Below are 24,955 nucleotides of genomic sequence, written 5' to 3'. Positions count from 1 at the left end.
GGGTGCCCGGGGAACGTCCTACGCGCCCTCGCGCAGCACCAGCGACACCAGCTCGCGCTGCGAGTCGGTGAGCTTCGGGTCGGCGCAGTGGACCGTGCGGCCGTCGACGGTGATCTCGTAGTGGAAGCCGTCCGGCACCCCGTACGACGGGGCCCGCAGCCCGCCCGCGACGGCCTCGCGGGCGAGCGCGTGGACGTGCGGGGCGTCCGTACGGTCGGTGGTGTCGAGCTCCGCGCGGCGGACGATTCCCGCGAGGCCGCCGGTCCGGGTCACCTGGATACGCATGGTGGCCATGGTGCTACGTAGGGATGGGTTTTTGCCGGGCTTTTCCCGGACCGTGACCTTAAGCCCGGCTCAACCTGGTCTCGGCCGGTCCCGAACTCCCGCTCCCCGGCCCGGGGAACGGGAGTTCGGGGGCCGGGGTGCCGTCAGCCGGGGCTGACGCCGACCTGCGCCCACGCGGCCGTCACGGTGTCCGCGATCGAACTCCGGTCGGGGTAACGGGCCTTGGCGGCGGCCACGGTGGCCCGGGCGAAGGCGGTGAAGTCGGCGTCGGCGGGCAGCCGGCGGCCGGTCAGCGCGTCGTACCAGATCCGTCCGGCGCACTCCCAGGCCGAGCCGCCGAGCGCGGTGGCCAGCAGGTAGAACGCGTGGTTGGGGATGCCGGAGTTGATGTGCACGCCGCCGTTGTCCCCGGCGGTCTGCACGTAGTCCCGCATGTGCGCCGGCTGCGGGTCCTTGCCGAGGCGCGGGTCGTCGTAGGCGGTGCCGGGCGCCTTCATCGAGCGCAGCGCGACGCCCTGCACGCCGGGGACGAGCAGGCCGGCGCCGATCAGCCAGTCGGCGTCGGCCGCGCCCTGGCGCAGCGCGTACTGCTTGACCAGCGAGCCGAAGACGTCGGAGACCGACTCGTTGAGCGCCCCCGGCTGGTCCCGGTACTCCAGGCCGGCGGTGAACTGGGTGACGCCGTGGGTGAGTTCGTGGCCGATGACGTCGATGCAGGCGGTGAAGTCGCCGAACACCTCGCCGTCGCCGTCGCCGAAGACCATCCGCCTGCCGTTCCAGAACGCGTTGTCGTAGTCCTGGCCGTAGTGCACCGTCGCGTCCAGCCGCAGCCCGCGGCCGTCGACGGAGCGGCGGCCGAAGGCGTCGGCGTACAGCGCGAAGGTCGCGCCGAGGCCGTCGTAGGCGTGGTCGACGGACCGGTCGGCGACCGGGGCCTGGCCCTCGGTGCGGACGGTCCGTCCGGGCAGCCGCTCGCTGTGGCCGGTGTCGGCGATCACCCGGCTGAGCCCGGTGGCACCCGGGCCGGCGGGGCCGGCGGGGGCGGCCGGGGGAGCGGCGTGGCGGGTCGAGCGGTGGGCGGCGTCGAGGAGCAGGGAGCGGGCGGCGGGCTCGTGACCGGCCTCGGCGAGGTGGTCGAGGACGTACGGCGGAACGATGGTGCACAGCGGCGGCGCGGCAGTCATGTGGCCCAGAGTGAGGCCTCGATGACCGGTTGTCACCGGCGCGCGCGCAAGCGGAGGCGCCGGTGCCGCCGTCTCAAGGAGTGGGAAGGTTGCCCGGATCACTTCGGGGGCGCACGTGCCTCGGTTACGCTGGGGATCATCATGCGCAACGGGCTGCTTCTTCTTAGCTGCCGCGTCGAGGGCCTGTAGTCCACTGGGGCCGGCTCCCTCGCCGCGGGGATCGAGCTGTGCGCGTCATCCGGCGGTCCAACGGCGGATCGTGAGCGGCAGCAGGCCGGCCAGTCGGTGTTTTCCCCCCTTTCACAGGACCCGACCAGCCCCGCACCCACAGGAAGCCGAGAGCCGTTCCATGACCGAGCAGACCTCCGCCGCGCCCATCCCCGCCGGCCGGGCCTTCGTCGACCGTCCCACCCCGATCACCGCCGCGAGCGTGCGCCAGCAGCCGTCCGGCATGCGCCACGGGCGCTACCTGCCGTTCGGCACGGTCGACCTGCCCGACCGCACCTGGCCGGACAAGGTGATCACCAAGGCGCCGCGCTGGCTGTCCACCGACCTGCGGGACGGCAACCAGGCGCTGATCGACCCGATGTCGCCGGCCCGCAAGCGCAAGATGTTCGACCTGCTGGTCTCGATGGGCTACAAGGAGATCGAGGTCGGCTTCCCGTCCTCCGGGGCCACCGACCACGCCTTCGTACGGTCGCTGATCGAGGAGGGGGCGATCCCCGAGGACGTCACCATCTCGGTGCTGACGCAGGCCCGCGAGGAGCTGATCGAGAAGACCGTCGAGTCGCTGGTCGGCGCCCCGCGCGCGACCGTCCACCTGTACAACGCGACCGCGCCGCTCTTCCGCCGGGTGGTGTTCCGCAACGACATGGCGGCCACCAAGGCGATCGCCACCGACGGCACCCGGCTGGTGATGGAGTACGCGGAGAAGCTGCTGGGCGAGGACACCGTCTTCGGCTACCAGTACTCGCCGGAGATCTTCGTCGACACCGAGCTGGACTTCGCGCTGGAGGTCTGCGAGGCGGTCATGGACGTCTGGCAGCCGGGCGAGGGCCGCGAGATCATCCTGAACCTGCCGGCCACCATCGAGCGGGCCACCCCGAACGTCCAGGCCGACCAGTTCGAGTGGCTGTCGCGCAACCTGTCGCGCCGCGAGTTCGTCTGTCTGTCGGTGCACCCGCACAACGACCGCGGCACCGCCGTCGCCTCCGCCGAACTGGCCTACATGGCCGGTGCGGACCGCATCGAGGGCTGCCTGTTCGGCCAGGGCGAGCGGACCGGCAACGTCGACCTGGTGACCCTGGGCATGAACCTGTTCTCGCAGGGCGTCGACCCGCAGATCGACTTCTCCGACATCGACGAGGTGCGCCGCACCGCCGAGTACTGCAACCAGATGGAGGTGCACCCGCGCCACCCGTACGCCGGCGACCTGGTCTACACCTCCTTCTCGGGCTCGCACCAGGACGCCATCAAGAAGGGCTTCGACGCCCTGGAGGCGGACGCGAAGGCGGCGGGCGTGCCGGTGGCGGAGCACACCTGGGGCGTGCCGTACCTGCCGATCGACCCGAAGGACGTCGGCCGCACCTACGAGGCGGTCATCCGGGTCAACAGCCAGTCCGGCAAGGGCGGTGTCGCGTACGTCCTGAAGAACGACCACAAGCTGGACCTGCCGCGCCGCATGCAGATCGAGTTCTCCCGGATCATCCAGGCCAAGACCGACGCCGAGGGCGGCGAGGTCACCCCGGCCGAGATCTGGCGGGTCTTCGAGGACGAGTACCTGCCGACCACGGACAACCCGTGGGGCCGGATCACGCTGAGCGGTTCGCGCACCCTGACCACCGAGGACGGCCGGGACGCGCTGATCGCCGGGGCCGTGGTGGACGGCGTGCCGGTCACCCTGACCGGTGTCGGCAACGGCCCGGTCTCCGCGTTCGCCGACGCGCTGGGCCGGATCGACGTGGACGTGCGCGTCCTGGACTACTCCGAGCACGCGCTGAGCGAGGGCGGCGACGCCCAGGCCGCCGCGTACGTCGAGTGCGCGGTGGACGGCAAGGTGCTGTGGGGCGTGGGCATCGACGCCAACACCGTGCTGGCGTCCCTGAAGGCGATGATCAGCGCCGTCAACCGGGCGCAGCGCGGGTAGTTCGTACGAGTGGCACGCACGGAGGGCCGTCCTGCGGGGCGGCCCTCGGCGTTGCCCGCCCCGACTGTGTCCTGGGCCACATTTTTTCGCTCCGGAAGGCGTTCGGGGTACTGACACCCGCCTCCGGGCGTGGCAACATCGATCCACCGGAAAGCCGGGTCGGTGGGACGGCCTCGGTGTCCGGTCGCGTGACCTGCCCATAGTTGTGCAGGCCGCCTGCCATGTCTGGGGAGTGGCGCCGTGACCAGCTTGTGGGGTGTTCGCCCGAGGTGGCGGACCGACGTTCTCGGTGACTTCTTCTGCCCGGGCTGCGGCGGGGACCGCAACTACCGCCGGCAGCACGGCCGGCGGTGGCTGCGGCTGCTGGGCACCCCGGTGCTCCCGCTCGGACCGGTGATCGGCAGCGTGCAGTGCACCGGCTGCGACGGCCGGTACGGGGTCGAGAGCCTCGAACAGCCCACCTGCGTCCGGCTCGGCGGCATGCTGCGGGACGCCCAGTACACGATCGCGCTGGCCCTGCTCGCGGCCGGCGGCACCGCCCACCGCGCGGCCCGCGAGGCCGCCTGCGCGGCGGTGCGCGAGGCCGGGTTCGAGGACTGCGGCGAGGCCCAGGTGCTGGCCGCGCTCGCCGCCCTGTCCGGGCTCGGCGGCGAACTCTACGACGCCCAGGACCTGGGGGCACCTCCCGGCCGGAGGCTGGGGGAGGCCGGCGGCCTCGCCGTGGAACTGCACGCGGTGCTCGAACCGCTCGCCCCGCACCTGGCGCACCAGGGCCGCGAGCGGCTGCTGCTCCAGGGCGCGGCGATCGCGCTCGCCGACGGGCGCTACCTGCCGCAGGAGCGGGAGGCGCTGGCCGCGGTCGGGCGCTGCCTGGACCTGCCCCAGACCCGGGTCTCGGCGCTGCTGGAGGCGGCCACCCGGGCGCCGTACTAGACCTGCTCTCTCCACACACTGCCGCAGAGCCATCACCAACCCCCACAAACGGGCCCGTCTCCCCCCTCCGGGCCCGCCGTGACCCGCACCGCACAGGTCCTCCCCCACGGCCTGGGTGCGGGCACACGGCTGCGCCCGGGTGGGCGACAATGGTGGGCATGGCGGAGCGAGCGAGTCATTGAACAGGTGCGAGTGGGCGAATGCCCCTGCCGAGCGTAGCGAGGCGGGCGCATGAGCTTGTTCCGGGACGACGGAGTGGTGCTGCGGGCGCAGAAGCTCGGCGAGGCCGACCGGATCATCACCCTGCTGACCCGCCAGCACGGCAAGGTGCGCGCGGTGGCGCGCGGGGTGCGCAAGACCAAGTCCAAGTTCGGCGCCCGGCTGGAGCCGTTCTCGCACGTGGACGTGCAGTTCTTCAGCCGGGGGAGTGAGCTGATCGGCCGCGGGTTGCCGCTGTGCACCCAGGTCGAGACGATCGCGCCGTACGGCGGTTCGATCGTCACCGACTACGGCCGGTACACCGCCGGGACGGCGATGCTGGAGACGGCCGAGCGCTTCGCCGAGAACGAGGGCGAGCCGGCCGTCCAGCAGTACCTGCTGCTCGTGGGGGGTCTGCGCACGCTCGCGGCCGGGCTGCACGAGTCGCACCTGGTGCTGGACGCCTTCCTGCTGCGCTCGCTCGCGGTGAACGGGTACGGCGCGAGCTTCACCGACTGCGCCAAGTGCGGGCTGGACGGGCCGAACCGTTTCTTCTCGCTCCCGGCGGGCGGGGTGCTGTGCGCGGACTGCCGAGTGCCCGGATGTGCCGTACCCTCCCCTGAGACACTGGTACTGCTCGGGGCGCTGCTGTCGGGCGACTGGCAGACGGCGGATTCCTGCGAGCCGCGGTACTGGCGGGAGGGCAGCGGCCTCGTCGCGGCCTATCTGCAGTGGCACCTGGAGCGGGGAATCCGCTCGATGAGATACGTGGAGAAGTGAGCACATGGCAGCGCGACGGCTCTTCGGCGGCGGCAAGCAGCGGGAGTACCTCCCCCCGACCCCGCACCCCAGCGGCGCCCGGCCCCCGAAGATCCCCGGCGAGCTGGTGCCGAACCACGTCGCCATCGTGATGGACGGCAACGGCCGCTGGGCCAAGGAGCGCGGGCTGCCGCGCACCGAGGGCCACAAGGTCGGCGAGGCGGTCGTGCTGGACGTGCTCAAGGGCGCGATCGAGCTCGGCGTGAAGAACATCTCGCTGTACGCGTTCTCCACCGAGAACTGGAAGCGCTCGCCCGACGAGGTGAAGTTCCTGATGAACTTCAACCGGGACGTCATCCACCGCCGCCGCGACGAGATGGACGCGATGGGCGTGCGGGTGCGCTGGGCCGGCCGGATGCCCAAGCTGTGGAAGAGCGTCGTCCAGGAGCTCAAGGTCGCCGAGGAGCAGACCAAGGACAACGACGCCGTCACGCTCTACATGTGCGTCAACTACGGCGGCCGGGCCGAACTGGCGGACGCGGCGCAGGCCATCGCGGCCGACGTCGCGTCCGGCAAGCTCGACCCGAAGAAGGTCGGCGAGAAGACCATCGCCAAGTACCTGTACCACCCGGACATGCCGGACGTGGACCTGTTCCTGCGCCCCAGCGGCGAGCAGCGCACCTCCAACTTCCTGCTCTGGCAGTCCGCTTACGCCGAGTTCGTGTTCCAGGACGTGCTCTGGCCGGACTTCGACCGCCGCGACCTGTGGCGTGCCTGCGAGCAGTACGCGATGCGCGACCGGCGCTTCGGCGGGGCCATCCCGAACGAGGTGCCCGCGCAGGGAGTCCCCGCGCAGCGCTGAGGACACGACGGAAGGGCCCGTGGGATCCGTTCCCACGGGCCTTTCCGTCGTTCCGTCAGGCGTGTGCGGCCCGTCAGGCCTTCTTGGCGCACTCCGCGCAGGTGCCGAAGATCTCCAGCGTGTGCGCGATGTCGCTGAACCCGTGCTCCGAGGCGACGGAGTTGGCCCACCGCTCCACCGCCGGGCCCTCGACCTCGACGGTCGCGCCGCAGTGCCGGCAGACCAGGTGGTGGTGGTGACCGCTGCTGCAGCGCCGGTACACCGCCTCGCCGTCGGCGGTGCGCAGCACGTCGACCTCGCCGGCGTCGGCGAGGGACTGGAGCGTGCGGTAGACCGTGGTCAGCCCGACGGAGTCTCCGCGGTGCTTGAGCATGTCGTGGAGCTCCTGCGCGCTGCGGAAGTCCTCGATCTCGTCCAGGGCCGCCGAGACGGCGGCACGCTGCCGGGTCGATCGGGCACGCGGCGACGGGCCGGCGGTGGTCACCGTGGGTCCTCCTGGGGTGGTGGGCGTCTCGCACCTCATTGTGCCAGCCCCGCCCGCCCCTCCGGCGTGCCCGCGTCAGAGGTGTTCGAAGAAGCCCGTCCGGGCAGTTGGACGTCGCACTCGCGCGGCCCCGGGTCGGCGCCCGCCCGGTGGCGGCGTCGGGCCAGCGGCGCGGCGATCGCGCTGAACACCGCGAAGACCGCGATGGCGAGCAGCACGATGGCCGGGCCGGAGGGCACGTCGAGCTGGTAGGAGCCGGTGACGCCGGCCAGCGAGACGACCACGCCGAGCGCGATCGAGGCCGCCTGGGTGGCGGCGAAGGAGCGGGTGAGCTGCTGGGCGGCCACCACCGGGACCACCATCAGGGCGCTGACCAGCAGCAGGCCGACGACCCGCATGGCGACGGTGACGGTGACCGCGGCCATGACCGCGAGCAGCAGGTTGAGCGTGCGCACCGGCAGGCCGGTGACCCGGGCGAAGTCCTCGTCCTGGCAGATCGCGAAGAGCTGGCGGCGCAGGCCGACGGTGACGGCGATGACCACCGCGCCGAGTGCGGCGATCGCGGCGAGGTCCGCGGGGGCGACGGTGAGGATGGAGCCCCACAGGTAGCTCTCCAGCGAGCCGGCCCCGGCCTGGGCGGAGAGCGAGACGAGGAGCTTGCCGCAGGCCATGCCGCCGTAGAAGAGCATCGCGAGGGCGATGTCGCCGCGCTGGTTGCCGCGCGAGCGGACGAGCTCCATGGTGACGGCGCCGAGCACGCAGACCAGGACGGCCATCCAGACCGGGCTGGTCTGGAAGATGAAGCCGAGTCCGACGCCGGTCATCGCGACGTGGCCCATGCCGTCGCCCATCAGGGCCTGGCGGCGCTGCACCAGGTAGATGCCGACGGCGGGGGCGGTGATCCCGACCAGTACGGCGGCGAGCAGGGCGCGCTGCATGAAGTCGTAGGAGAGCATCTCGGTCATGCGAGCAGCCTCGGCGGGGTGTGGTCGGCGTGCGGGTGGACGTGGTCGTGGCCGGGCAGGGCGTGCAGGCCGGTGTTTGGCACGGGCGGGCCGTCGTGCGCGACGCAGCCATCCCGGAGCACCACGGCGCGGTCGATCAGCGGCTCCAGCGGCCCGAGTTCGTGCAGGACGAGGAGCACGGAGGCGCCGCGGGCGACCTCGGCGCGCAGGGTGTCGGCGAGCACCTGCTGGCTGGCGGCGTCGACGCCGGCCATCGGCTCGTCCATGATCAGCAGGTCGGGGGAGCCGACCAGGGCGCGGGCGATGAGCACGCGCTGCTGCTGGCCGCCGGAGAGGTCGCCGACGCCGTCCCCGGCCCGGTCGAGCATGCCGACGGCGGCGAGCGCGCGGTCCACGGCGTCCCGGTCCCTGCGGCGGAACGGCAGCAGGCGGTGCTGCGGGAGCCGTCCGGTGGAGACGACCTCGCGCACCGTCGCCGGGACGCCGGAGGCGGCGGTGGTGCGCTGCGGGACGTACCCGATCCGGTGCCAGGCGCGGAACTTGGCGAAGGGGATGCCGAACAGCTCCAGCGCGCCCTGCTCCAGCGGGACGGAGCCGATCACGGTCTTGACGGTGGTCGACTTGCCGGAGCCGTTCGCGCCGAGCAGGGCGACGACCTCGCCGGGCTCGACCGTGAGGTCGATCCCGCGCAGCACCGGCCGGCCGCCGCGCGAGGCGACGGCGCTGTGGAGGCGGACGGCCGGGGGTATCGGGTGGTTCATCGGGGGTCCCGTCAGCTGGCGGTGGGCGCGGGGGTCGGGGCGGAGGTGGCCGGGGCGTCCGTCGTCGGGGCGGTGCCGGTCGGGGCGGCGGCAGGAGCTGCGCCCAGGGCGGCCTGGAGGTTGGCCAGGTTCTGCCGCATCACGCTCAGGTAGTCGTCCTTGGCCGGGTCCTTGACGCCCTCCAGCGGGTCCAGGACCGCGGTCTTGAGACCGAGGTCCTTGGCGACGGTGTTGGCGAGCTTGGGGTCGACGAGGGCCTCGAAGAAGATCGTGGTGACGCCGTTGTCCTTGGCGGCCTTCTGCACCGCGGCGAGGCGGGCCGGGGTGGGCTCGGACTCCGGGTCGACGCCGTTGATGGCGACCTGGGTGAGGCCGTAGTGGTCGGCGAGGTAGCCGAAGGCGGCGTGGCTGGTGACGAAGGTCCTGGTCCTGGCGTCCTTCAGCCCGGTCTGGAACTCCTTGTCCAGGGCGCCGAGCCGGTTGACGAGGTCGTCGGTGTTCTTCCGGTAGTCGTCCGCGTGGGCCGGGTCGGCCTTGGCGAAGGAGTCGCCGACGCTCTTGGCGATCGCCGCGTAGCGGGCCGGGTCGAGCCAGATGTGCGGGTCGCCGGCCGGGCCGTCGTGCTTGTGGCCGTCGCCCGCGGCGGTGTCCTCGTCGAGGTGGTGGTCGACCAGCGGGCTGGCGGCGGTGGCGTCGATCTTCGCCTTCGCGGAGGACTGGCCGACGGCCTGGTCGACGGTCGGCTGCAGGCCCTTGAGGTAGAGGATCGCGTCGGCCTTCTGGACGCTCGCGACCTGCTTGGCGGTGAGCTCCAGGTCGTGCGGCTCGACGCCAGGGGCGGTGAGGTCGGTGACCGCGACGTGGTCCTTGCCGATCTGCTGGGCGAGGAACTCCATCGGGTAGAAGGAGGCGACGACGTTCAGCTTGCCGTCCGCGTCCTTGGCGCTGCTGCTGCCGCCGCACGCGGTGAGCGTGAGCGCGGCGGCGATCGTGGTGGCGGCCAAGGCTATGGAGGTGCGAGCGTGTCGTCGGATCATCATGACAATCATTCTCATCTTGATTGGAAACGATTGTCAAATCACTCGGGTGGGTGAACGGCGGGTGACCGGCTCGGGTGGTGCGATGGGAATCAGTGGGGCCGGTCCGACGATACCGATTTGAACCCCGTACCCATGGGGCCGGTAATCTGAGGTATTCGGGTACGAGCAACCAGCCGTGCCCTGACCGTGCCTTACGTACTGAAGAGAGCACTGTGGCCGCCGACAAGATCGACACGATCGTCAGCCTGAGCAAGCGCCGTGGCTTCGTCTACCCCTGCAGCGAGATCTACGGCGGTACGCGTGCCGCCTGGGACTACGGGCCGCTGGGCGTCGAGCTCAAGGAGAACATCAAGCGCCAGTGGTGGCGCACGATGGTGCAGGCCCGTGAGGACGTCGTCGGACTGGACTCGTCGGTGATCCTCGCCCGCGAGGTGTGGGAGGCCTCCGGCCACGTCGCCACCTTCAACGACCCGCTGACCGAGTGCCTTTCCTGCCACAAGCGCCACCGCGCCGACCACCTTGAGGAGAAGTACGAGGCCAAGCACGGCTTCCCGCCGCCGAACGGCCTCAAGGACGTCAACTGCCCCGACTGCGGCACCAAGGGCCAGTTCACCGAGCCCAAGGACTTCTCGGGCATGCTGAAGACCCACCTCGGCGTCACCGAGGAGGCCAGCGGCCTGGCCTTCCTGCGCCCCGAGACCGCCCAGGGCATCTTCACCAACTTCAAGGCCGTCCAGACCACTTCGCGCAAGAAGCCGCCGTTCGGCATCGCCCAGACCGGCAAGAGCTTCCGCAACGAGATCACCCCCGGCAACTTCATCTTCCGCACCCGCGAGTTCGAGCAGATGGAGATGGAGTTCTTCGTCAAGCCGGGCGAGGACGAGCAGTGGCACGAGTACTGGCTCCAGCAGCGCTGGGACTGGTACGTCGGCCTCGGCCTGCGCACCGAGAACATGCGCTTCTTCGAGCACCCGAAGGAGAAGCTCTCCCACTACGCCAAGCGCACGGTGGACATCGAGTACCGCTTCAACTTCGGCGGTAGCGAGTTCTCCGAGCTCGAGGGCGTCGCCAACCGCACCGACTACGACCTGCGGGTGCACAGCGAGGCTTCCGGCCAGGACCTCAAGTACTTCGACCAGGAGAGCGGCGAGCGGTACTTCCCGTACGTCATCGAGCCGGCGGCCGGCCTCAACCGCGCCATGCTGGCCTTCCTGATCGACGCCTACTTCGAGGACGAGGCGCCCAACGCCAAGGGCGTCCTGGAGAAGCGCGTCGGCATGCGGCTCGACCCGCGCCTGGCCCCGGTCAAGGTCGCCGTCCTGCCGCTGTCGCGCAACGCCGAGCTGTCCCCGAAGGCCCGCGGCCTCGCCGCCGACCTGCGCACCGCGTGGAACGTCGAGTTCGACGACGCCGGCGCCATCGGCAAGCGCTACCGCCGCCAGGACGAGATCGGCACGCCGTTCTGCGTCACCGTCGACTTCGACACCCTTGAGGACAACGCGGTGACCGTGCGCGAGCGCGACACCATGGCGCAGGAGCGCGTCTCGCTCGACCAGGTCAAGTCGTACCTGGCCGCGCGCCTGATCGGCTGCTGAGGCCGCTCGCTCTCCGGGGAGCCCCCATTCGTCCTGCGGGACGGGCGGGGGCTTCCTCGCGTTCGGGCTCGGCGCCCTACCGCCGGCCCCAGCGGGAGCGGGCGGGCACGGCGGGTTCGGTCGGCAGGCCGGCCGCGCGGAGGGCGGCCAGGGTCGCGCGGTGCCTGGCCGGGTCGGCGTGCAGGGCGGACAGGAGCAGGTCGTAGAGGCCGCGGTGGTGGTCCAGCGAGGCCGCCAGCCGGACGAGTTCGACGGGCGGGCGGAGCGCGGCGAGCTCGTGCAGCAGCACGGCGGGCAGGGGCGCCGGGAGGTCCGTCGCGAGGGCCGCGAGGTCGGCCGTCGGGCGGCCTGCGGCCTGGCGCAGCAGCGTCCGGACGTCGTTGTGGCGGCCCGCCTGCCGGAGGCCGGCGGCGAGGACGGTCAGCTCGGGCGTCGGGGCGGAGCCCCACTCCCACAGGAGCGTGGCCCCGTCGGCGAGTTGGCCGGCGTGCTCCAGGGCCGCGAGGAGGGCGGGCAGGGCGGTGGCCGGGTAGCCCCAGAAGGCGTGGAACAATTCGGCCGCCTCGTCGGCGAGCCCCGCCTCGCGCAGTTCGGCGAGCACCGCGACGGCGTGCTCGGGGGCCGTGTGCGCGGCGCTGCGGGCGAGTTGCCGGGAGGCCTCGCCCGGGCCTCTTCGGGCCAGGAGGCCGGCGAGCTGGGCGGTCTCGTCCGGGGTGAGCCGGACGGCGGCCTGGGTCAGCAGGTCGGCCACCTCGGTGAGGGCACCGCTTCGGTGGAGCGTGGTCACCCGCCCCGCCAGCGCCCCGATGTCCGGGCGCGGCGGTGGCGGCTCCGGGGTGGCGAATTGCGGCGCCTGCGCCGGGTGCTGGCGCAGGTCGAACTCCAACTGCTGCAGCTGGTCGCTCAGTTGGATGCACCGGGCGCCCAGGCCCTCGCGCAGCGTGCGCGCCTGGGCGAGCTGCCGCATGAGCTCCCCGTCCGGCCACTGCCGGTCCGGGGAGGCCTGTATCGCCTCGGTGAGCCGTCGCTCGCGCTGCCCGGCGTACCGGCTGGCGCGGAGTAACTCGTCCAGCTCCGCGCGCAGTTCGTGAGCCTGCAGTTCGCTTTCTTGCGCGCTCGACCGCATGCGCATGATCGCCCCACCCTGTCCATCTGGTCCCTGACTGCGAGACATCCTGGTGTCGGAATGTGGCGGGGCGGTTACGGGGGCACGTCCAGCCGTCTCCGGCTGGTGTCAAGGAGCGCGCGGACGGCGGTCGTTGCGAGAAGTGCGCCGGTCGCGCTCCGGGGGAGGCGACCGGCCTCAGGCGGCGAGGGGCGACCGGCCTCAGGCGGTGAGGCGGGCGCGGGCCTCAGGCGGTGAGGCGGGCGCGGGCCTCCATGAGGGCGAAGCCGAGGAGGTTCTCCCCGCGCCACTCGGCCGGGCGTTCCGCGCGTTCGTCGTCGGCGGCGAGGCCGATGCCCCAGACGCGGTCGACCGGGCTGGCCTCGACGAGGACGCGGTTCGCGGTGCCGAGCAGGTAGCTGCGCAGGGCCTCGTCCTGGCCGAACTTCGCGACGTTGCCCGCCACGACGAGCTCGAAGCGCCCGGCCGTCCAGGTGGCCTCGTCGAAGTCCGCGACCAGTCGGCCGAGCTTCTTGGCCTCGGCGGGCGTGCGGGCCGCCAGGACGCGCCGCTCGATCGCGGCGTCCCCGAACATGCGGGCCTTGCCGGCCATCATCCAGTGCTCGGCGCTCGCGTACTCCACGCCGTCCACGGTGAACCGGCACGGCCACCACTGGCTCAGCGCGCCCTGCCCGATCGCGCCGTCCTGCCGGGCCCGGTGCCCCCAGAACATCAGCCACTTCGGCCGGGCGCCGGCGTCCACGAGCGCCGCCAGCTCCGTCCGGTCGCGGGTGTCGACCGGGTCCCCCATGTGCTCGTTGCTCATATCGTCATTCTGACACGAAGTCCCGGAGGCGGCGCAACCGTATTTCGATCGGACCCGGAGCAGCCTGGCGGGACAAGGCTGACCGGACGTCACCAAGGGGGCGCCGCCCGGCCTGTTGAGAGCTCCCACTAGCATGCGCCGCATGGGACCACTGCAGCCAGATCCAGCTGAACTCGTCGTCGGCCTCTTCTGCTTCTTCCTGATATTCGGCGTTCTCGGTGCGGTGCTGCTGCCGCGCATCGAGAAGAACCTCGCCGCCCGTGCGGACGCCATCGAGGGCGGGGCCGAGCGGGCGGAGGCCGCGCAGGCGGAGGCGCGGGCCGTCCACGACCAGCTCCAGGCCGAGCTCAGCGCGGCCCGGCACGAGGCCGCGGAGATCCGCCAGAACGCCGCCGAGGAGGGCGCGGCCCTGATCGCGGCGGTGCGCGCCGAGGGCCAGGCGCAGCGCGACGGCATCGTCGCGGCGGCCAAGGTGCAGCTGGAGGCCGACCGCGTGCTCGCGGAGGCCGCGCTCAAGGAGGACGTCATCGCCGTCGCCGTCGACCTGGCGGGCCGCGTGGTGGGCGAGCCGCTGGGCGACCTGCCGCGCACGCGCGCGATCGCCGACGAGTTCTTCGCCGAACTGGACGCCGAGCCGGCCGCCACCGCCTGAGCCCGCACTCGACTCCCCGAGGGCCCGGATCCCCGCGATCCGGGCCCTCGGCCGTTCTCCGGCGAGGAAACGGCGCGGGCCCCGCCACCGGTGCGTACCGGTTGCGGGGCCCGCGCCGACGGGCGTGACCCGGGGGCTCAGCCGATGGAGCGGGGGAGCCGGGTGGTCAGGTACAGGATGGTGAACGAGCCCAGGAGCTGGATCCCGAGGCACAGGGCGAGCGCCCGGTCCATGCCCAGGGAGGGCGCGAGGGACAGGTAGAGCGTGCCGAGGGTCGCGACGCCGAGGGCGAGGCTGGACTGCTGGCCGGTGGCGAGGACGCCGCTGCCGACGCCGGCCCGGGCGGCGGGCACCTTGGAGAGGACGACCCGGAAGAGCGGGGTGCCGATCAGGCCCTGGCCGATTCCGGCGAGCGCGACCCCGGGGGCCATCCGCAGCGGCGAGAAGCCGGCCCAGTCGGCGAGGACGGTGACGGCCAGGGTGGTGAGGCCGACGGCCTGGATGACGGCCCCGGCGGTGAGCACCCGGCTGCCGAACCGGCCGATCAGGCGCGGACCGGAGAGCGAGGCGGTGAAGTAGCCGACGGCCATCGGGACGAGCGCCCAGCCGGACGCGACCGGGCCGAGCGCCAGCCCCTGCTGCAGGGCGACGGCGATGACGAACATGAAGCCGCCGAAGCCCGCGAAGTAGGGCAGCGCGATGCCGAGGCCGCGGCGCATCTCGGGGATGCGCAGCAGGGTCGGCGGCACGAGCGGGGTGTCCCCGCGGCGCTCGGCGCGGATCTCGACCAGGGCGAACGCGACGGCGAAGACCGGGAACAGGCCCAGCAGGACCCAGGACCACACCGGCCAGCCGGCCGCCCGGCCCTCCATCAGCGGGACGAGCAGGGACAGCAGGGTCGCGGTGAGCAGGACAGTGCCGGGCACGTCGACCCGGGCGGCCCGGGTGGCGCGGCTCTCCGGGACGTAGCGGACGGCGAGGACCAGCGCGAGCAGCGCGAACGGCACGTTCAGCAGGAAGACGGAGCGCCAGCCGGTGCCGAAGACGTCCGCCGCGATCAGCATGCCGCCGAGCACCTGCCCGATGACGACCGAGATGCCGCCGACGGCGCCGTAGACGCTGAGCGCCCGCCCGCGCCGGGCGCCGTCGGTCGCGGCGGTGATGGTGCCGAGGACCTGCGGGATCAGCAGCGCGGCCGAGGCGCCCTGGGCGGCGCGGGCGGCGACCAGGGACCACGCGCCCGGGGCGAGGCCGCAGGCGAGCGAGGTGAGGGCGAAGGCGGCGGCGCCCACGACGAACAGCCGGCGGCGGCCGAAGATGTCGCCGAGCCGTCCGCCGAGCACCAGCAGGACGGCGAAGGCGATGCCGTAGCCGGCGGCGACGAGCTCCAGGACGGCGGGCCCGGCGGCGAGGTCGTGGTCGATGGTGGGCAGGGCCACGTTGACGATGAAGAAGTCCAGCATCGGCAGGAAGGCGCCGAGCAGGACGGTGATCAGGCCGGCGGTGCCGAGGGACGGGGTGCGGGGAGCGGTCGCCGCGGTGCCGGGGGTGGTGGCGGTGCGGACGGGGGCGGGAGCGACGGCGAGTTGTTGGGTCACGGGTCATACGATCCGCCCGGCCGTAGCCTGGTACCAGAGTGTGCTTATCCAGGTATAAGAAGTACCTGGCAACAGGATCCGCGGTGTCGCATCCTAGAACACATGAGCCTGACGACCGCCGCCGCGCACGCGCCCACCGCGGGGGGCTCCTCCGCGCACACCCGGACGGTGGCGCCCGCTGCAGCTCCCGCCGCGACGCCCGCAGACGCCCGCCGCCACGACCTCGCCGCCTTCCTCCGCAGCCGCCGCGAACGCCTCTCGCCCGAGCAGGTCGGCCTTCCGCCCACCGGCCGCCGCCGCACGCCGGGGCTGCGCCGCGAGGAGGTCGCGCAGCTCGCCGCCGTCGGCGTCACCTGGTACACGTGGCTGGAGCAGGGCCGGGACATCCAGGTCTCCACCCAGGTGCTGGACGCCGTCTCCCGCGCGCTGCTCCTGGACCCGAGCGAGCGCGCGCACCTGTTCACGCTGGCCGGCGCGGAGGACCCGGCGCCGGTGCTGGAGTGCCCGACGGTCACCCCGGGCGTGCGCCTGGTGCTGGAGCAGATGTCGCCCCACCCGGCGGCGGTGTTCAACACCCGCTACGACATCCTCGCGTACAACGCCCAGTACACCGCCATCGTCGGCGACCTCGACGCGCTGCCGCCCGAGGACCGCAACCTCATGTGGCTGGCGTTCACGCCCTCGCGCTTCCGCGAGGTGCTCGTCGACTACGAGACCGAACGCGACGTGATCGTGGCCCGCTTCCGCGCGGCGATGGCCGACCACGGTTCGGATCCGAGCTGGAAGTCGCTGGTCACCCGGCTGCAGAAGGCCTCGCCCGACTTCGAGGCCGCCTGGCGGCGGCACGACGTGGCCAGGCCGGGCAACGGCGTCAAGCGGTTCCTGGTGCCCGGCGTCGGGATGCTCTACTGCGAGTACACCAACTTCTGGCTGGGCCCCCGGATGGGATCGCGCATGATCACCTACACCCCGCGCGACGAGCGGACCCGCGAGCTGATGAACCTCCTGCCGAACAAGCTCTAGCGGGCCGCGGCGCGCCGCCCGAGCAGCAGGCACACGGCGGCGAGCGGCAGTTCGACGCAGCCCGCCATGACCAGCGCCGCGAGCACCGCGTGGCCGGGCCCGGCGAAGGCGACGTCCACCAGCGCGTCCCCGGCGAGCAGCAGCGCGACCGCCCCGCCCGCCCAGCGGGCGCCGGCGCTGCGCCGCCGCACGGCCGCATCGAGCGTGAGCAGGGCGGCGAACTCCAGCAGGTCCAGGACGACCCACGGCGTCTCGTGGCAGACCGCGAGCACCGCGAGCCACGGCAGCAGCGCGACGGCGGCCAGCGCGGGCAGCCGCTCGAAGCGGCCCGGCCGCACCAGGCGGTCGAGCCGGTCCAGCGCGCCGGGACGGATGGACGGGACGAACGGACCGGCGGCCGGACGCCCGGTCAGCACCGCGGTGCTCACTTCGCACCCCCGGCGGCCGCCCGGACCCGCACCCGCTCCAGCCCCAGCCGCTCGACCCGGCCCGCCGACGCGCCCGCGGCCGGAGCCGTGACCGCGACCCCGGTGAACGGCCCCTCGGCCCAGGCGAGCCAGAACTGTCCGCCCACCGCGACGACTTCACCCGCCACGGCGGCCCGCGGCCCGCGCAGCCACCCGCCGCCGGTGAACACCACCGCCGGAGCTGCGCCGCCAGCCGCCAGCCGCCCCCACGCGAGCACGCGGGACACCCGGCCGCCGTCCGCCGTCCGCCGCGCCCCGCGCAGCAGCTGCGGCGTGAGCCGGGCGGCGACCAGGACGTCGGCCAGCTCGCCGTGCTCGTACACCTCCAGCGCGGCCCGGCCGCGGCCGGCGCGCACGCTGCGCACCGACCACGGCCCGGGCCCGGCCGGCAGCGTCCCGTCCGGCTCCGGCGCGCGGCGGAGCGCGTCCCCGGGAACACCCCCGTGATTCCCGGGGACGGGCCGCCCGTGCGGCGGAGTGGCTTCGTCCGATGCGGTGCTCGTCATGTCCCCAAGCCTTCCGCCGAGGCCACCCCGCTGTCGGTAGTGCCCCACCCCGAACCGGGGGTGTACCTAGCTACACCCCGGTTCTGCACACCCCTTCATGGCGCCCGGCGATCATGGGCCTCTACGCTGTCGGCCATGCCCTCCACCACGCTGCGCCGAGCGCTCGTCAGGAGCCTGCGGCGGCCTCCGTGGTCGGCGGCGGCCTGGCGGGACACCCGCCTCATAGCCGCCGGGATCCCGCTGGCCGCACCGGTCTGGCTGGCCGTCACCGAGCCGACGCTGCTGTTCCCGGTCACGGCCCTGGTCGTGGTCCTCGCCCGCCCGCTCACCGCCGCCCAGCGCGGCCGGCTGCGCGCCCTCGCCGGGGTGGACGTGCCGCCCCCGCCCGGCGCGACCCGCCGGGGCCGCCCGCTGACCTACCTGAGCACCGGGGTGAACTGGCGTCAGATCGGCTACCACCTGCTCGTCGGCCCGCTCCTGGCGCTCGCCTCGCTGTGCGTCGTCTGGTGCTGGGGCGCCGGCCTGGTGCTGGCCACCCTGTACGGCTGGGTGTGGATGATGCCGGTCGACACCCCGCTGCGCTGGGAACTGGCCGGCACGGACGTGGCGCTCACCGCCGCCGGCGTGCTGCTGCTGGCCGCGTCACCCTGGCTGGCCGCGCTGGCCGCCTGGCTGGAGACCGGCGCCGCGCAGAAGCTGCTCGGCCCGAACCGGGCCGAGGCGCTGGAGCGCCGGGTCGAGGAGATCGCCGAGAGCCGGGCCGGCCTGGTCGACGCGGTCGACGCCGAGCGCCGCCGGATCGAGCGCGACCTGCACGACGGCGCCCAGCAGCGCCTCACCTCCCTCGCGATGAACCTCGGCCTGGCCCGCCGCACCCTCAAGGACGTCCCGCCGGACGCCATGGCGGTCATCGTCGCCGCGCACGAGGAGGCGCAGGCGGCCATCGACGAGCTGCGCGACCTGGTCCGCGGCCTGCACCCGGCAGTCCTGGAGGACCGCGGCCTGGACGCGGCGCTGTCCGGGATCGCCGCCCGGGCCCCGCTGCCGGTGCGCCTGGACGTCGAACTGGCCGAGCGGATCGCCCCGACGGTCGAGGCGGTCGCCTACTTCACCGTCTCCGAGGCGCTCACCAACGTGGCCAAGCACGCCCGCGCCACGAGCGTCGACGTGTCGGTGCGGACGGCCGGGGGCAGGCTGCGCCTGGTCGTCAGCGACGACGGCGTCGGCGGCGCCGATCCGACGCGCGGCAGCGGGCTCACCGGTCTGCGCCAGCGCGCTGCCTCCGTCGACGGCACGCTGTCCGTTCTGAGCCCCCTCGGGGGCCCCACCACACTCACCGTGGAGTTGCCGTGCGCGCTGTGATCGCCGAGGACTCGGTCCTGCTGAGGGTCGGGCTGGTCAAGCTGCTGGAGGCGGTGAGCTTCGAGGTCGTGGCCGAGGTCGGCGACGCCGAAGCCCTGCTGATCGCCGTCGAGGAGCACCGTCCCGACGTGGTGGTCGCGGACGTCCGGATGCCGCCGGGCTTCCACGACGAGGGCGTGAAGGCCGCGATGGTCATCCGCCGGCAGTGGCCGGAGGTGGCCGTCCTGCTGCTCTCCCAGTTCGTCGAGGAGCGCTACGCCGCCGACCTGCTGTCCACCAACACCAGCGGCGTCGGCTACCTGCTCAAGCAGCGGGTGGCCAACGTGGACGACTTCCTCGACGCGCTCCAGCGGGTCGCCGCGGGCGGCACCGCGCTGGACCCGGAGGTCGTCGCCCAGCTGCTGGTGCGCCGCCACCGGGACCCGCTGGAGAAGCTGACCCCGCGCGAGCGGGACGTCCTCGCCCTGATGGCGGAGGGCCGCTCCAACGCCGCGATCGCCGCGTCCCTGGTGGTCAGCGACAGCGCGGTGGCCAAGCACATCAACTCGATCTTCACCAAGCTCGACCTCCCGCCGGCCGACGACAGCCACCGCCGGGTGATGGCCGTGCTGCGCTTCCTGGAGGTCGGGTAGCCATGGCGGACGCTACGGGGGAGGCCCGGCCCGCCGGGCCGCGCGGGGTGCCGGGGCGGGCGGCGACGTGGCGGATCATCGGCTCGCTCAGCCTCGCGTTCCTGCTGGTCACGGCCGTGTCGCAGACCCTCGGCCTGGTGGCGCGCCAGCAGAAGACCGAGCAGAAGACGTACGACCACGTCGTCGTCCGCAAGCTCCAGCTGGCCACGGGCAGTGCGTCCGTGCAGGTCAGGGCGGGCAAGGACGACCGGGTCGTGGTCCGCAGGAACCTGAACTACACGTTCCGCGCGCCGCAGGTCTCGACCGTGATCGAGGGCGACGTCCTGGTCGTCGGCGTGTCCTGCCGGCAGCCGCTGCCGTTCCTCAGCTGCGGCGCCGAGATCGAGCTGGAAGTGCCGCAGGGCACCGGGGTGACCGGCTCGGTGGACTCGGGCAGCGTCGACGTGGCCGACCTGAGCGGCGAGGTCAGGCTGGACGCGACCTCCGGGGCGCTGTACCTGCGCCGCCTCTCCGGCGAGGTCCACACCCGGACCACCTCGGGCATGGTGCAGGGCACGGAGCTCGGCTCGGGCCGGGTGGAGGCGAGCAGCACCTCGGGCTCCGTGGAACTGGACTTCGTCAGGGCCCCGCACGCGGTGGACGTGAGCACCACCTCCGGCTCGGCGACGATGACGCTCCCGAAGGGCAGCCGGTACGCCTTCAGCGGGCAGGTCGGCTCGGGCAGCCGCAGCGTCGACCCGAACCTGTCCGACGCCTCCAGCCCGGACAGCCTCCGGGCCTCGGTCGCGTCGGGCTCGCTGCGGATCGGCTACCGGGAGGACGGCCGAAGCGGGTGAGCCGGGTGGGGGACAATGGAGAGTCCCGTCCCCTGCTCCCGAGGTCAGCCGCGCATGACAGCCACGCCCGCACCCACCGCGACCAGCACCGACTTCGCGCCGCTGGACATCGGCCCGATCCAGGTGTGGCCGCCCGTCGTGCTGGCGCCGATGGCCGGCATCACCAACGCGCCGTTCCGCACCCTGTGCCGGGAGCAGAGCGGCGGCAAGGGCCTGTACGTCTCGGAGATGATCACCACCCGGGCGCTGGTCGAGCGCAACGCCAAGACCATGCAGCTGATCAAGTTCGACCCGAGCGAGAAGCCGCGCTCGATCCAGCTGTACGGCGTGGACCCGGTGACGGTCGGCAAGGCCGCCCGGATGATCTCGGACGAGGGCCTGGCCGACCACATCGACCTCAACTTCGGCTGCCCCGTCCCCAAGGTGACCCGCAAGGGCGGCGGCTCGGCGCTGCCGTACAAGCGCAACCTGCTGCGCGAGATCCTGCGCGAGGCCGTCGCCAACGCGGGCGCCCTGCCGGTGACCATGAAGATGCGCAAGGGCATCGACGACGACCACCTCACGTACCTGGACGCCGGCCGGATCGGCGCCGAGGAGGGCGTGGCGGCGATCGCCCTGCACGGGCGCACCGCCGCCCAGCACTACGGCGGGACGGCCGACTGGTCGGCGATCGCCCGGCTGCGCGAGTCCGTGCCGGCGCACGTCCCGGTGCTGGGCAACGGCGACATCTGGTCGGCGGACGACGCGCTGCGGATGATGCGCGAGACCGGCTGCGACGGCGTCGTGGTGGGCCGCGGCTGCCTCGGCCGTCCGTGGCTGTTCCGCGACCTCGTCTCGATCTTCGAGGGCGACGTCGACTACGCCCGCCCGGACTTCGGCTACGTCGCCGCGGCGATGGTCCGGCACGCGCAGCTGCTCGGCGAGTGGCTGGGCGACGAGGCGCGCGGAGTGATCGACTTCCGTAAGCACGTCGCCTGGTACACCAAGGGCTTCTCGGTCGGTTCCGAGCTGCGGGTGCGGCTGGCCAACTCGTCGTCGCTGGCCGAACTGGCCGAAACCCTGGCCCTGGTGGAGCAGTCCCAGCCGTGGCCGGCCGGTGCCGACGGCCCGCGCGGACGGACCGCCGGCAACAACCGCGTGGTCCTGCCCGAGGGCTGGTTGGACGATCCGTACGACTGCGCCCGGCCGGGCGCGGACGCCGAATCGGACACCTCTGGCGGATGATCTGTACGGAGCGTCGAAATGGCCCCTCATGAGGGGTCGGACGCCCTGGCCCAGCCCTCTTGTCCAATCTGGACAGGAGGGCTCCCTTTTGGCAGTGGATCATGACTCAGCGAGCACGATTCTGGACGGAGTGCGACGATCGTCGGAGCCGGACTACGTTCGGCCGGCGCGACGCGCTGGTGACACTTGCCACACGCGGCCGGGACTGACACGGGGTCAGTGGACGAAATGGCCAGATCGGCCGTGGATCGCTTCCCGAAGCCGCCCGGCCACGGACGGCCGATCCGGGTGCAGGAAATCAAGCCGGGGCAACGCGGTCGACCACCACCCGCTACCGTGTGTCCGGATCGTGTGATCTTCACGTTTCCATGCCTTCAAGACTTGAATGCTGGCTCGCGTCAGCCGGACGATTTCGGCTCCAGAGGTGAACGCCGTTACGCGCATTCGATCTAGCGGGTTACCCCTGGGTACCGGCCTCGTACGGCCTATTGGGGGCAGAGAAAGACCTTCGAAATGGGTATGTTCTCCGGCGTCAGGGCAACCGCGTACGAGGAGACCGACCCGTGCCGTCCCAGCAGAAGTTTGTTTACTCCTTCACCGAAGGAAACAAGGACCTCAAGGATCTTCTTGGCGGCAAGGGCGCGAACCTGGCCGAGATGACCAACCTGGGTCTCCCCGTCCCTCCGGGGTTCACCATCACCACCGAGGCCTGCAAGGTCTTCCTGGAGACCGGCAGTGAGCCCTCCTCCCTGCATGAGGAGATCAGCGCCCACCTGGCCGCCCTCGAGGAGGAGATGGGCAAGAAGCTCGGCCAGGCCGACAACCCGCTGCTGGTCTCCGTCCGTTCGGGTGCCAAGTTCTCCATGCCCGGCATGATGGACACCGTCCTGAACATCGGCCTGTCCGACACCTCGGTGGTCGGCCTCGTCGCCCAGTCCGGCAACGAGCGCTTCGCCTGGGACTCCTACCGCCGCCTGGTCCAGATGTTCGGCAAGACCGTGCTGGGCGTCGACGGCGAGCTGTTCGAGGAGGCCCTGGACGAGGCCAAGCACGCCAAGGGCACCGTCAACGACCTGGACCTGGACGCTTCCGACCTCCGGGAACTCGTCGAGGTGTTCAAGGGCATCGTCGAGCGCGAGACCGGCCGGGCCTTCCCGCAGGACCCGCGCGAGCAGATGGACCTCGCCGTCCACGCCGTCTTCCACTCCTGGAACGGCGACCGCGCCCGGCTGTACCGCCGCCAGGAGCGCATCCCGAACGACCTCGGCACGGCGGTCAACGTCTGCACCATGGTCTTCGGCAACCTCGGCGAGGACTCCGGCACCGGCGTCGCCTTCACCCGCGACCCCTCCACGGGTGCGCAGGGCGTCTACGGCGACTACCTCTCCAACGCCCAGGGCGAGGACGTCGTCGCCGGCATCCGCAACACCCTGCAGCTGTCCGAGCTGGAGAAGCTCGACAAGAAGTCGTACGACGAGCTCATGGCGATCATGCAGAAGCTCGAGAACCACTACCGCGACCTCTGCGACATCGAGTTCACCATCGAGCGCGGCAAGCTCTGGATGCTGCAGACCCGCGTCGGCAAGCGCACCGCCGCCGCGGCCTTCCGGATCGCCGTCCAGCTCGTCGACCAGGGCCTGATCGACCTGGACGAGGCGCTGATGCGCGTCACCGGCGGCCAGCTGGCCCAGCTGATGTTCCCGCGCTTCGCCCCGACCCCCGAGTCCAAGCAGATCGGCTGGGGCCTCGCCGCCTCGCCGGGCGCCGCGATCGGCAAGGTCGTCTTCGACTCCTACACCGCCGTCAAGTGGTCCCGCTCGGGCGAGAAGGTCATCCTGGTCCGCCGGGAGACCAACCCGGACGACCTGGACGGCATGATCGCCGCCGAGGGCATCCTCACCTCGCGCGGCGGCAAGACCTCGCACGCCGCCGTCGTCGCCCGCGGCATGGGCAAGACCTGTGTCTGCGGCGCCGAGGAGCTGGAGGTCGACACCAAGGCCCGCAAGTTCACCACCGCCGACGGCCTGGTGGTCCACGAGGGCGACGTCGTCTCCATCGACGGCGCCAGCGGCAAGGTCTACCTCGGCGAGGTACCGGTCCTGCCGTCCCCCGTGGTCGAGTACTTCGAGGGCACCCTGCACGCCGGCGCCGACGTCCAGGGCGGGCTGGTCCAGGCCGTCCACCGGCTGATGTCGCACGCCGACGGCCGCCGCCGCCTGGCCGTGCGCGCCAACGCCGACAACGCCGAGGACGGCGGGCGCGCCCGCCGCTACGGCGCCCAGGGCATCGGCCTGTGCCGCACCGAGCACATGTTCCTCGGCGAGGAGCGCCGCAAGGAGGTCGAGCACCTGATCCTCGCGGACAACGACAAGGACCGCGAGCAGGCCCTCTCCACCCTGCTGCCGCTGCAGAAGAGCGACTTCCTGGAGCTGTTCCAGGCGATGGACGGACTGCCCGTCACCGTCCGCCTGCTCGACCCGCCGCTGCACGAGTTCCTGCCGAACATCACCGAGCTGTCGGTGCGCGTCGCCCTCGCCGAGGCCCGCAAGGACCCGAACGAGAACGACCTGCGCCTGCTGCAGGCGGTGCACAAGCTGCACGAGCAGAACCCGATGCTCGGCCTGCGCGGCGTGCGCCTCGGCCTGGTCATCCCCGGCCTGTTCGGCATGCAGGTGCGCGCCATCGCCGAGGCGGCCGCCGAGCGCAAGCTGGCCGGCGGGGACCCGCGTCCCGAGGTGATGATCCCGCTGGTCGGCACCGTCCAGGAGCTGGAGCTGGTCCGCGACGAGTGCGAGCGCGTGCTCGCCGAGGTCGCCCAGTCCACCGGCGTGAGCCTGGACATCAAGCTCGGCACCATGATCGAGCTGCCGCGCGCCGCGGTGACCGCCGGTCAGATCGCCGAGGCCGCCGAGTTCTTCTCCTTCGGCACCAACGACCTGACCCAGACGGTGTGGGGCTTCTCCCGCGACGACGTCGAGGCCTCGTTCTTCACCGCCTACCTGGAGAAGGGCATCTTCGGGGTCTCCCCGTTCGAGACCATCGACCGCGACGGCGTCGGCTCGCTCGTCAAGCACGCCGTCGAGGCCGGCCGGGCCACCCGCCCCGACCTCAAGCTCGGCGTCTGCGGCGAGCACGGCGGCGACCCGGAGTCGGTCCACTTCTTCCACGAGGTGGGGCTGGACTACGTGTCCTGCTCCCCCTTCCGGATCCCGGTGGCGCGCCTGGAGGCAGGCCGCGCCGCCATCGAGACGGCGGGCAGCGACTCGCGCTGAGGCAGGGAGGCATCCCCTCCTCAAGCGCGTGGTCGACTGACCGCTCTCCCTCCCGCCGGGAGGGCGTGCACCGGAGCTCGGCGCAGGAGAACCGGCGTACGTAACACGGCCGGGGGGGGGGGGGCCCAGGGGGGGGGCCCCCCCCCCCCCGGGGGGGGGGGGGGGGGGGGCCCCCCCCCCCCGCCCCCCCCCCGGGGGGGGCGGGGGGGGGGCGGGCGCCACCCCCAAAAACCCGCCAGG

The 24,955-nt window shown here is 72.7% G+C and carries 23 protein-coding genes; 12 read left to right on the top strand and 11 right to left on the bottom strand.

Annotated features, from left to right (window positions below):
• Positions 1-18: 18 nt before the first annotated feature.
• Together ACFVSN_RS24210 and ACFVSN_RS24205 are read right to left on the bottom strand one after the other, a co-directional pair.
• Positions 19-285 carry a protealysin inhibitor emfourin gene (locus tag ACFVSN_RS24210; protein ID WP_329931097.1) on the bottom strand — a complete coding sequence of 89 codons (267 nt, stop codon included), beginning with the start codon at positions 283-285 and terminating at the stop codon, positions 19-21.
• Positions 286-428: 143 nt separating this feature from the next.
• Positions 429-1,469 carry a M4 family metallopeptidase gene (locus ACFVSN_RS24205; protein ID WP_387956563.1) on the bottom strand — a complete coding sequence of 347 codons (1,041 nt, stop codon included), beginning with the start codon at positions 1,467-1,469 and terminating at the stop codon, positions 429-431.
• A gap of 349 nt (positions 1,470-1,818) precedes the next feature.
• On the opposite strand from ACFVSN_RS24205, the gene leuA reads away from it, so the two are divergent.
• The 4 genes from leuA to ACFVSN_RS24185 all read left to right on the top strand — a co-directional run bounded on the left by leuA (position 1,819) and on the right by ACFVSN_RS24185 (position 6,367).
• Positions 1,819-3,615 carry a 2-isopropylmalate synthase gene (gene leuA / locus ACFVSN_RS24200; RefSeq protein ID WP_387956562.1) on the top strand — a complete coding sequence of 599 codons (1,797 nt, stop codon included), beginning with the start codon at positions 1,819-1,821 and terminating at the stop codon, positions 3,613-3,615.
• A gap of 240 nt (positions 3,616-3,855) precedes the next feature.
• Complete coding sequence (locus tag ACFVSN_RS24195; RefSeq protein WP_380444816.1) at positions 3,856-4,548, top strand: TerB family tellurite resistance protein; 693 nt, start codon at positions 3,856-3,858, stop codon at positions 4,546-4,548.
• A 231-nt stretch (positions 4,549-4,779) separates the two neighbouring features.
• Entirely contained in the window at positions 4,780-5,526 is a 747-nt protein-coding gene (recO, locus tag ACFVSN_RS24190) for a DNA repair protein RecO (RefSeq protein WP_359969802.1), read from the top strand.
• Between the two features lie 4 nt (positions 5,527-5,530).
• Positions 5,531-6,367 (top strand): isoprenyl transferase, encoded by an 837-nt coding sequence (locus ACFVSN_RS24185; protein WP_380444817.1) that lies wholly within the window; start codon positions 5,531-5,533, stop codon positions 6,365-6,367.
• Between the two features lie 73 nt (positions 6,368-6,440).
• Here ACFVSN_RS24185 and ACFVSN_RS24180 read toward each other — a convergent pair whose 3' ends face one another.
• From ACFVSN_RS24180 to ACFVSN_RS24165, 4 genes are read right to left on the bottom strand one after another with little or no spacing between them, the layout of a single operon-like run.
• Complete coding sequence (locus ACFVSN_RS24180) at positions 6,441-6,851, bottom strand: Fur family transcriptional regulator (protein ID WP_329931091.1); 411 nt, start codon at positions 6,849-6,851, stop codon at positions 6,441-6,443.
• 35 nt (positions 6,852-6,886) lie between these two features.
• Positions 6,887-7,816, bottom strand: coding sequence for a metal ABC transporter permease (locus ACFVSN_RS24175; RefSeq protein ID WP_380444818.1), 930 nt, complete (start codon positions 7,814-7,816; stop codon positions 6,887-6,889).
• Entirely contained in the window at positions 7,813-8,577 is a 765-nt protein-coding gene (locus ACFVSN_RS24170) for a metal ABC transporter ATP-binding protein (protein ID WP_380444819.1), read from the bottom strand. The genes ACFVSN_RS24175 and ACFVSN_RS24170 overlap by 4 nt, the downstream gene beginning before the upstream one ends.
• A gap of 11 nt (positions 8,578-8,588) precedes the next feature.
• Positions 8,589-9,617: a metal ABC transporter substrate-binding protein gene (locus ACFVSN_RS24165; protein WP_387956561.1), complete on the bottom strand. Its 1,029-nt coding sequence runs from the start codon at positions 9,615-9,617 to the stop codon at positions 8,589-8,591.
• 212 nt (positions 9,618-9,829) lie between these two features.
• On the opposite strand from ACFVSN_RS24165, the gene ACFVSN_RS24160 reads away from it, so the two are divergent.
• Complete coding sequence (locus tag ACFVSN_RS24160) at positions 9,830-11,212, top strand: glycine--tRNA ligase (RefSeq protein WP_359969788.1); 1,383 nt, start codon at positions 9,830-9,832, stop codon at positions 11,210-11,212.
• 76 nt (positions 11,213-11,288) lie between these two features.
• On the opposite strand, the gene ACFVSN_RS24155 is transcribed toward ACFVSN_RS24160, so the two are convergent.
• Both ACFVSN_RS24155 and ACFVSN_RS24150 read right to left on the bottom strand, forming a co-directional pair.
• Positions 11,289-12,344: a hypothetical protein gene (locus ACFVSN_RS24155; RefSeq protein ID WP_380500195.1), complete on the bottom strand. Its 1,056-nt coding sequence runs from the start codon at positions 12,342-12,344 to the stop codon at positions 11,289-11,291.
• 220 nt (positions 12,345-12,564) lie between these two features.
• Positions 12,565-13,143, bottom strand: a complete 579-nt coding sequence (locus ACFVSN_RS24150; protein WP_380498157.1) for an NADAR family protein — start codon at positions 13,141-13,143, stop codon at positions 12,565-12,567.
• A 142-nt stretch (positions 13,144-13,285) separates the two neighbouring features.
• Here ACFVSN_RS24150 and ACFVSN_RS24145 point away from each other — a divergent pair, with 142 nt between their 5' ends.
• Positions 13,286-13,795, top strand: coding sequence for a hypothetical protein (locus ACFVSN_RS24145; RefSeq protein WP_380444824.1), 510 nt, complete (start codon positions 13,286-13,288; stop codon positions 13,793-13,795).
• A gap of 137 nt (positions 13,796-13,932) precedes the next feature.
• Here the strand turns inward: ACFVSN_RS24145 and ACFVSN_RS24140 are convergent, their stop codons facing one another.
• Positions 13,933-15,393, bottom strand: coding sequence for an MFS transporter (locus ACFVSN_RS24140; RefSeq protein WP_387589064.1), 1,461 nt, complete (start codon positions 15,391-15,393; stop codon positions 13,933-13,935).
• 102 nt (positions 15,394-15,495) lie between these two features.
• Here ACFVSN_RS24140 and ACFVSN_RS24135 point away from each other — a divergent pair, with 102 nt between their 5' ends.
• A complete protein-coding gene (locus ACFVSN_RS24135) occupies positions 15,496-16,416 on the top strand; it encodes a helix-turn-helix transcriptional regulator (RefSeq protein WP_380445319.1) in 921 nt (306 codons plus the stop codon).
• On the opposite strand, the gene ACFVSN_RS24130 is transcribed toward ACFVSN_RS24135, so the two are convergent.
• A complete protein-coding gene (locus tag ACFVSN_RS24130) occupies positions 16,413-16,844 on the bottom strand; it encodes a hypothetical protein (RefSeq protein WP_387589067.1) in 432 nt (143 codons plus the stop codon). The genes ACFVSN_RS24135 and ACFVSN_RS24130 overlap by 4 nt on opposite strands.
• On the bottom strand, positions 16,841-17,389 hold the full coding sequence (locus ACFVSN_RS24125; protein WP_387589070.1) for a hypothetical protein: 549 nt from the start codon (positions 17,387-17,389) through the stop codon (positions 16,841-16,843). The genes ACFVSN_RS24130 and ACFVSN_RS24125 overlap by 4 nt, the downstream gene beginning before the upstream one ends.
• Positions 17,390-17,524: 135 nt before the next feature.
• Here ACFVSN_RS24125 and ACFVSN_RS24120 point away from each other — a divergent pair, with 135 nt between their 5' ends.
• The 5 genes from ACFVSN_RS24120 (at position 17,525) to ppdK (ending at position 24,715) form a co-directional block, all read left to right on the top strand.
• Positions 17,525-18,751 carry a histidine kinase gene (locus ACFVSN_RS24120; RefSeq protein ID WP_380445322.1) on the top strand — a complete coding sequence of 409 codons (1,227 nt, stop codon included), beginning with the start codon at positions 17,525-17,527 and terminating at the stop codon, positions 18,749-18,751.
• Positions 18,739-19,383: a response regulator gene (locus ACFVSN_RS24115; RefSeq protein WP_380445323.1), complete on the top strand. Its 645-nt coding sequence runs from the start codon at positions 18,739-18,741 to the stop codon at positions 19,381-19,383. The genes ACFVSN_RS24120 and ACFVSN_RS24115 overlap by 13 nt, the downstream gene beginning before the upstream one ends.
• Positions 19,384-19,385: 2 nt before the next feature.
• Positions 19,386-20,219, top strand: coding sequence for a DUF4097 family beta strand repeat-containing protein (locus tag ACFVSN_RS24110; protein ID WP_380445324.1), 834 nt, complete (start codon positions 19,386-19,388; stop codon positions 20,217-20,219).
• A gap of 54 nt (positions 20,220-20,273) precedes the next feature.
• Complete coding sequence (dusB, locus tag ACFVSN_RS24105) at positions 20,274-21,443, top strand: tRNA dihydrouridine synthase DusB (protein WP_380445325.1); 1,170 nt, start codon at positions 20,274-20,276, stop codon at positions 21,441-21,443.
• Between the two features lie 563 nt (positions 21,444-22,006).
• Complete coding sequence (ppdK, locus tag ACFVSN_RS24100) at positions 22,007-24,715, top strand: pyruvate, phosphate dikinase (RefSeq protein ID WP_387589078.1); 2,709 nt, start codon at positions 22,007-22,009, stop codon at positions 24,713-24,715.
• Positions 24,716-24,955: the final 240 nt, after the last annotated feature.

Source organism: Kitasatospora sp. NPDC057904, assembly GCF_042887925.1.
Taxonomy (GTDB): Bacteria; Actinomycetota; Actinomycetes; order Streptomycetales; family Streptomycetaceae; genus Kitasatospora.
Note: the sequence above shows the minus strand (reverse complement) of the source record. Positions and strands in the feature narration are given on the sequence as shown.